The sequence below is a fragment of the Variovorax sp. GrIS 2.14 genome, from assembly GCF_046115955.1.
GTDB lineage: Bacteria > Pseudomonadota > Gammaproteobacteria > Burkholderiales > Burkholderiaceae_C > Variovorax.
The window spans coordinates 1-6,003 of record NZ_JBJXIA010000061.1 but is presented as its reverse complement, the minus strand read 5'-3'; the positions used below and the strand labels follow the sequence as shown (position 1 = coordinate 6,003).

Annotated in this window: 7 protein-coding genes, 11 tRNA genes and 1 pseudogene; 6 read left to right on the top strand and 13 right to left on the bottom strand. The window is 58.1% G+C overall.

Going from position 1 to position 6,003, the window contains the following annotated elements; translation table 11 throughout:
- The coding region (locus tag RCH10_RS27140; protein ID WP_409054776.1) for an IS3 family transposase at window positions 1-207 on the top strand (207 nt) is incomplete at its 5' end.
- Window positions 208-381: 174 nt separating this feature from the next.
- Here the strand turns inward: RCH10_RS27140 and RCH10_RS27135 are convergent.
- The 11 genes from RCH10_RS27135 to RCH10_RS27085 all read right to left on the bottom strand — a co-directional run bounded on the left by RCH10_RS27135 (window position 382) and on the right by RCH10_RS27085 (window position 1,775).
- Window positions 382-457: transfer RNA gene (locus RCH10_RS27135), tRNA-Asn, on the bottom strand.
- Between the two features lie 17 nt (window positions 458-474).
- Window positions 475-550, bottom strand: a tRNA-Ala gene (locus RCH10_RS27130).
- Window positions 551-624: 74 nt separating this feature from the next.
- A tRNA-Ser gene (locus RCH10_RS27125) sits at window positions 625-710 on the bottom strand.
- Window positions 711-805: 95 nt separating this feature from the next.
- Window positions 806-881, bottom strand: a tRNA-Pro gene (locus RCH10_RS27120).
- Window positions 882-903: 22 nt separating this feature from the next.
- Window positions 904-978, bottom strand: a tRNA-Ile gene (locus RCH10_RS27115).
- A gap of 5 nt (window positions 979-983) precedes the next feature.
- Window positions 984-1,063: transfer RNA gene (locus RCH10_RS27110), tRNA-Gln, on the bottom strand.
- 112 nt (window positions 1,064-1,175) lie between these two features.
- Window positions 1,176-1,250 (bottom strand) — tRNA-Glu (locus tag RCH10_RS27105).
- A 21-nt stretch (window positions 1,251-1,271) separates the two neighbouring features.
- Window positions 1,272-1,348: transfer RNA gene (locus tag RCH10_RS27100), tRNA-Thr, on the bottom strand.
- 15 nt (window positions 1,349-1,363) lie between these two features.
- Window positions 1,364-1,439 (bottom strand) — tRNA-Trp (locus RCH10_RS27095).
- A 20-nt stretch (window positions 1,440-1,459) separates the two neighbouring features.
- Window positions 1,460-1,536, bottom strand: a tRNA-Leu gene (locus RCH10_RS27090).
- Window positions 1,537-1,700: 164 nt separating this feature from the next.
- Window positions 1,701-1,775: transfer RNA gene (locus RCH10_RS27085), tRNA-Gly, on the bottom strand.
- A gap of 777 nt (window positions 1,776-2,552) precedes the next feature.
- Between RCH10_RS27085 and RCH10_RS27080 the strand changes: the two genes are divergently transcribed.
- The 4 genes from RCH10_RS27080 to RCH10_RS27065 all read left to right on the top strand — a co-directional run bounded on the left by RCH10_RS27080 (window position 2,553) and on the right by RCH10_RS27065 (window position 5,235).
- The gene (locus RCH10_RS27080; RefSeq protein ID WP_409054775.1) at window positions 2,553-2,948 is read left to right on the top strand and encodes a hypothetical protein; all 396 of its coding nucleotides are present in this window, start codon (window positions 2,553-2,555) and stop codon (window positions 2,946-2,948) included.
- Window positions 2,949-3,250: 302 nt separating this feature from the next.
- On the top strand, window positions 3,251-3,889 hold the full coding sequence (locus tag RCH10_RS27075) for an H-NS family nucleoid-associated regulatory protein (protein WP_409054774.1): 639 nt from the start codon (window positions 3,251-3,253) through the stop codon (window positions 3,887-3,889).
- Window positions 3,890-4,165: 276 nt separating this feature from the next.
- Complete coding sequence (locus tag RCH10_RS27070) at window positions 4,166-4,471, top strand: SWIB/MDM2 domain-containing protein (protein ID WP_409054777.1); 306 nt, start codon at window positions 4,166-4,168, stop codon at window positions 4,469-4,471.
- Window positions 4,472-4,704: 233 nt separating this feature from the next.
- The gene (locus RCH10_RS27065) at window positions 4,705-5,235 is read left to right on the top strand and encodes a DUF4337 family protein (protein ID WP_409054773.1); all 531 of its coding nucleotides are present in this window, start codon (window positions 4,705-4,707) and stop codon (window positions 5,233-5,235) included.
- A gap of 179 nt (window positions 5,236-5,414) precedes the next feature.
- Here the strand turns inward: RCH10_RS27065 and RCH10_RS27060 are convergent, their stop codons facing one another.
- Complete coding sequence (locus RCH10_RS27060; RefSeq protein WP_409054772.1) at window positions 5,415-5,573, bottom strand: hypothetical protein; 159 nt, start codon at window positions 5,571-5,573, stop codon at window positions 5,415-5,417.
- A 32-nt stretch (window positions 5,574-5,605) separates the two neighbouring features.
- On the opposite strand from RCH10_RS27060, the pseudogene RCH10_RS27055 reads away from it, so the two are divergent.
- Window positions 5,606-5,899 (top strand): annotated as a pseudogene (locus RCH10_RS27055) (integrase core domain-containing protein); the annotation flags it as partial.
- On the opposite strand, the gene RCH10_RS27050 reads toward RCH10_RS27055, so the two are convergent.
- On the bottom strand, window positions 5,812-6,003 hold a 192-nt coding region (locus RCH10_RS27050), incomplete at its 5' end, for a hypothetical protein (protein WP_409054771.1). The pseudogene RCH10_RS27055 and the gene RCH10_RS27050 overlap by 88 nt on opposite strands.

The window sequence follows — 6,003 nt, the reverse complement described above, 5'->3', positions numbered from 1 at the left end:
ACCATCAACGGGCTCTACAAAGCCGAATTGATTCATCGCCGAGCACCGTGGAAGACCAAGGAGGCCGTGGAATTCGCGACGCTCGAATGGGTGTCATGGTTCAACAACCAACGGCTGCTCGAACCCATCGGGTATATCCCGCCTGCAGAAGCTGAGGCAAACTACTACCGGCAACTCGCCAGTCAAGCCACCACGGTGGCGGCCTGACTTAAACCAATCAGCCTCCACGAATCCCGGGGCGATTCAGGGAGGCACTCTGGCCACTGAGTTAGCGGAACAATCTCGAACGCTGGTAAGGGAGGTCGGATTCGAACCGACGGATTTCCTGGCTCAGAACCAGGTGGCTTGGACCGCTCGCACCACTCCCCAGAAATCAAAGGTTGGCTCCTCAACGTGGGCTCGAACCACGGACCCTCCGGTTAACAGCCGGGAGCTCTACCAACTGAGCTACTGAGGAATAAAAACGTAAGAATGTGGTGGAGATAAACGGGGTCGAACCGTTGGCCTCCTGCGTGCGATGCAGGCGCTCTTCCAATTGAGCTATATCCCCGGGAAAGTTAACGACGGCGCAGACACGTGGCAGTGCGTATCCATTGACCGACGGATGCATTGGTGCATTCATAGCGGATCGTGTGCGATTCGAACGCACGGACCGCTGTCGCAGCCACGGCTTAGCAAGCCGTTGTCATGGGCCTCTCGACCAACGATCCAACGAAATTTCCGGTCACGGGTTCCGGCGACGCCCAATTGTTGCGTCCGGTTTCCACGGGAGGGAGATCTACATCACCCGGTCCCGCTCTTTGTGTGGTCGGTGCTGCAGGTCTCGAACCTGCGACCTCATGCTCCCAAAGCAAGCGCGCTACCAACTGCGCCAAGCACCGTAGAAATCTTCCATCCGAATAATGGTGTCCCTTGGAAATTTTGAAATTCCGACCTATCGGTTATCAACCGAGTGCTCTGCCTCTGAGCTAAAGGAACAAGTTTGGGCAAGGGCTGATGGATTCGAACCATCGAAAATGCCTGGTTCAAAACCAGGTGCCTTAGTCCACTTGGCGAAGCCCCAATTGGTTAACAAGACGCGATGCGCACGCGGCTTCGCACGGGAAGTCCCGGCGCCAGAGATCGCGAAGGCGAAAAGCCGAAACAGCGACTCCGGAGTGACGGCGGCATGAGATTGGTATCCCGTATGGGTTTCGAACCCATCTGCTCACCTTGAAAGGGTGATGACCTCACCAGAAGTCGAACGGGACACTTACACGTTGGTTGCACGATGGAGCCTCAAGTCACGATTCGAACGGACGACCAATTCCTTACAGGGGAAACGCTCTACCGGCTGAGCTATTGAGGCGAAAAACATTGACGCTGGCGAGCCAAGCAGGACTCGAACCTGCAACCTGCGGTTTTGGAGACCGCTGCACTGCCAGTTGTGCTATTGACTCGTGTAGTGAATCGGATCTGGTGGTGCCCCAAGGGAGACTCGAACTCCCAGAGACTCGGGTCTGAGCCGAGCGTGTCTACCGATTCCACCATCGGGGCAACTGAAAAATCCTAGAAAAGCCATTTCGGTTGTGTCCACACGCGAACAGGAAGGCCTGGGCCTCCTGGGTGCGATCGCTGCACATGGGGCCAAGACCTCATGCACATCCCGCCAACCCCTTCCCTGGGGCGATCACGGCGGTAGTGCGTAGGCACACCCGAAATGGAGCAGATGGTGGGGGTCGGACCCACGGCCTCAACGTTGGCAACGTCGCGCTCTACCACTGAGCTACATCTGCGTTTTCGCAGGTCCGGTGGCCCCACCAGTGAGGAGCGCGAACCTGCTGCGAATTTTTAATGATCACCCACCGGCGCCACTCGGCGGGTGAGTTCACGGCAGCACGATGACTGCCGTGGCAAGGCTTGCCTTGCGGGTCGATGCGCCGTTGCCAGCGCGTTGAGAAAAACAAAAAGGCCCGGATCCACTTCTGGAATCCGGGCCTCTTGGAAGAGAGCTTGGGAGGTCGCGCTATGCGCTGCCTCCGCCCGGTTGCATCTGATCCTCCTGGCTCGATCCAAGCCACAAATTGGCGGTGATCGAAAGCATTGAGTCCTGATGCATGTTTGTTGGAATTGCCGGATACGTCGTACCTCGAGCCTTGGCGCCCGAGCCTTCAAAGCTGCACGCACCCATGACCTGCCGGCCCGATGCGGGTCGCTGGTTCAGTTGGGAGGCTTGCAGTCTGGTCACGATGTGTTCTCGGTAAATATGTTGGTCGGTTGGTCTGTCGGTATGTCGGTCTGCCGGAATCGATTGGTGGCGGGCCGTGAGGCATCACCAGCTAGTCCGCGATCCAGAACTCGCTGCCAATTGCTGCGAGTTCTGTTTCGATGGAGGTACTGTAATCTAGATTTACAAATACCGTCAAGATCTGAGAAAATAATTCAGTTGGGGCATCCAGATCGCAGTCAACGAACAACACCTGGCATGGATTACCCGCCGCGCCTGGTCGACCAGCATGCCGCCTCAACCAGCCGTTTTTTCTAATCGTTTTCTCCTACCGCTCTCTCCCTACGTGCCTGCATCAATACCCGTCAACACAAGCGTCCAGAGAAGAGCGAACACGCTGGCCCTGTTTCATCTCTTCACAGGCAAGTACGTCGCCGGCGGCGGCCCGGCCAAAGGGATCGAGGCCGCCTTCGCCGCATCGATCGAGATCTCCGCGTCGCGCTGGTCTCAGATAAAAAATGGCATCAGGCAGATCGGCGATGTGCTGGCGCGGCAGATCGAGACACACAGCAACGTACCCGCCGGCTGGCTCGATATGGAGCATGAAGCGGTGTTGCCCAACGATGCAAGAGTGAAGTTTCTCGACCTCGCCGCGCGCGCATGGGACGCATCGAATGCGGAGGGAAAGCGCGCCCTGCGGAGCGTCGTACAGGAGCGATTGAAAACTGCGGGTTCGAGTTGACTTTTGTGCACATCAGGCGCCCGCGATCGCTCAATCGTTTTATTTTGGCGGTCGAACATGACAGATCACGCCGCATAGAGCCTCCGAAGGAACGATGCGCTCCATCATGCTCAGGAAAGCGATGCGGCGCTCAGGCCTTCTGGACCGTCCGTGCTGCGCATTCTGGTCACCGGCCATGGCGAGAGTCTGTTGCTTCATGCAGTGAGTGATGCAGGCAGCGTGCCAACTCCGGACTTGATCAGCGTTGCCTTGTTTTCAAAACGGTAAGCTCGAGAGTCTTACGACTCTATTTAACAAGACTCATGGCAAAGACATACGAACAGATCCAGCAGGAAATCGAGAAGCTGCAAAGCAAGGCGAAAGCGCTGCAGGCGGTTGAAGCCAAGGGTGTCATCGTTCGCATCAAAGAAGCAATCCAGCACTACGGCCTGACGGCGGAGCAGCTCGGATTCGATGGTGCGAAGAGCTCCACCTCCTCCTCAATCATTTCCACCGCCGCTGCTGCATCGGCACCCAAACAGTTGCCCGTGCCGTCCGCAAAGCCGGCGCCCAAGGCAGCAACCAAGACTACCGTCCAAGGCAAACCGCAATTCAGCGATGGGTCCGGCAATTCCTGGGGTGGCCGCGGCCCGCGTCCGGCGTGGCTTCGCGAGGCGCTGCAGGCTGGCCGTGACATCAATGAGTTCCGCATCGGCAAGCGCGCGAAGGCAAAGAAGATGCCGGTGCCGTTGGGCGCTGCGATTGCTGCGGCAACCGCATCTCCTGCATCCACACCCGCTGCACCGACACGTGCCGCGGCTACACCTGCTGCAACCGCCAAGAGCGCCAGGGTGAGCTACGGCGACGACGCAGGCCATTCGTGGAGCGGGATGGGTCCAAAGCCCGGCTGGCTCAAGGCCGCGATCGAATCGGGCAAGGCGCTCGCTGACTTTGTGAAGTAATCAGCGGCGATCGGCGCGGCTCACCGACTTCGTAGAACAAGAGCAGAAAGCCTGCTGGTGAAGCCTGCGCGATGATGGGTGCATCAGCCGTTCAAGGTGCCGTGATGTTTGGCCAGGTTTGGCGGCCGTCGAGCGTGCGGAGAGGAGGCGAGGGAGAGGGAGGGTGAGCGAGGGGAGAGTCAGCATCAGCGCCAAGGTCGGCCAGCCTTCCCATGGCGTGGAATATCTTTTTTTGTACCATTGCTCTTTCTCACTATCTCGACAAAACAAAACCTCATGGCAACTGCAAAAAAAGCTCCGGCAAAATCAACTGCGTCCGCGGCGCCAGCGAAAAAGAAGGCCAGCGGCTCGTTCACGAAAGCACTCACGCTGAGCCCGGCGCTGGCTGCGGTGATTGGGCCTACGCCGGTGCCGCGCACCGAGATCGTGAAGTTGCTCTGGGTCTACATCAAGGAGCATGACCTCCAGGACAAGGCCAATAAACGCAACATCAACGCCGACGCAAAGCTGCTCGAGGTATTTGGCAAGCCGCAGGTCACGATGTTCGAAATGGCCGGGCTGATCGGAAAACACGTCTCTTAGCCACTCGGGCACCGGAGTTACGGGCAGCTTCGCAAGTCTGCCTTCCCCCCCCGAAGGCGAGTCTCTTGTCTTTTGAAGAGTCTTCATGAGTCATGCGGCAATCACAGCTGCCCTTCCACCACGCGCCATCGGACTCTGACGTCGTGGGTTATTCCGGTCGTTGACAATTGACCCCATATTAGGAGAAGCACTTGTCTGAAGAGTTCGAGATACGTGGGGCACACGAAGACCTGATGGACGCGGCGGCCGAGCGCGAGCCCAGGGGGATGGCAGGACAGTTAGCGGTGATGACGGCCATCCTCGCAACGGTCGGGGCGATGTTCTCGTACATGGCGGGAGCCACTCAGGCGGACGCCGGCATATTCAAGAACGATGCTGCTATCCGGAAGACCGAGGCGTCAAACCAATGGAATTTCTACCAGGCAAAGAGCAACAAGCAGAACCTGAGCGAACTCGGGATGCAGCTTGTCGACGCGGCGCGCAGACCGCTCTTCGAGGCCGAGGCCAAACGCTACGCTGCTGAGGAGGCCGAGATCAAGCTGGCCGCCGAAAAGCTCGAAAAGGAGTCGACCGAATTCGACGAGATGAGCGAAGCCAAGCTGCACCAGCATCACCGCTGGGCCCAGGCCACCACGGCGCTGCAGATCGCCATCGCTATGGCCGCGATCGCGCTGCTGACCAAGCGACGCTGGCTGGAGAAAGCCGTCTTCGTGATGAGCGGCTTGGGGCTGGTGGTGGGCGCGCTGGCCTACTTTCATGTCTGAAGCGGGTTCGGTCTCTGCCGCAAGACGCGGTCGGGATCATGTTGCTTTAGTGCAGCCGGCTCCCACAAGATGCGGTAACGGCAGTCGATCACAAGGCCGGCGAGGAAAACATGTCTGCTGGTGACGATTCCAGGATGCGGAGGATGGCAATGCCTCGAACGGCTTGGCGATAGAAAAACTCAGTTGCTTGCTTGCGAGCGGATGTGCGCTTGAAGGCGCGGTCGCTCGAAATCCAGCGCGACTTCCGCCGCCAAGGCGTCGAAGATCGCGAGTGACTCCTGGGTGAGCTCGTCCCAGTCGATGTCGTCGGTATCGAGCGACTCCCGGTCGTAACGCAACAGGTCAGTGATTACGGCGGATTCAACCGGTTGAATCCGCTCAATACACCAGTGACGAATTCCAGCAGTTGTTGAAGAGCCAGAACATTACATGCAGCATGAGCCAGCACTGTAAATGCAGGGACAACGCAGCCATGGAGAGCTTCTTCTCGACCTTGAAAACGGAACGATATGGTTTCAGGGCCTACAGAACTAGCGAGCAGGCCAGAGCAGATGTCTTCGACTACATCGAACGGTTTTACAACCCTTTCAGAAAACACTCAAAATTGAACTGCGCCAGCCCGGTCAATTCAAGCAGCGACAGAGAGCTGGCCCCGGAAATCTGAACAACCCGATAAGTGTGGAAACTGCTCCTGCTGGCGAGGACCTCGCCTGTGAAGACTGGAGCAAAGATGAGCAGAAGACCCCGCCGCACGCACTCAGCGGCATT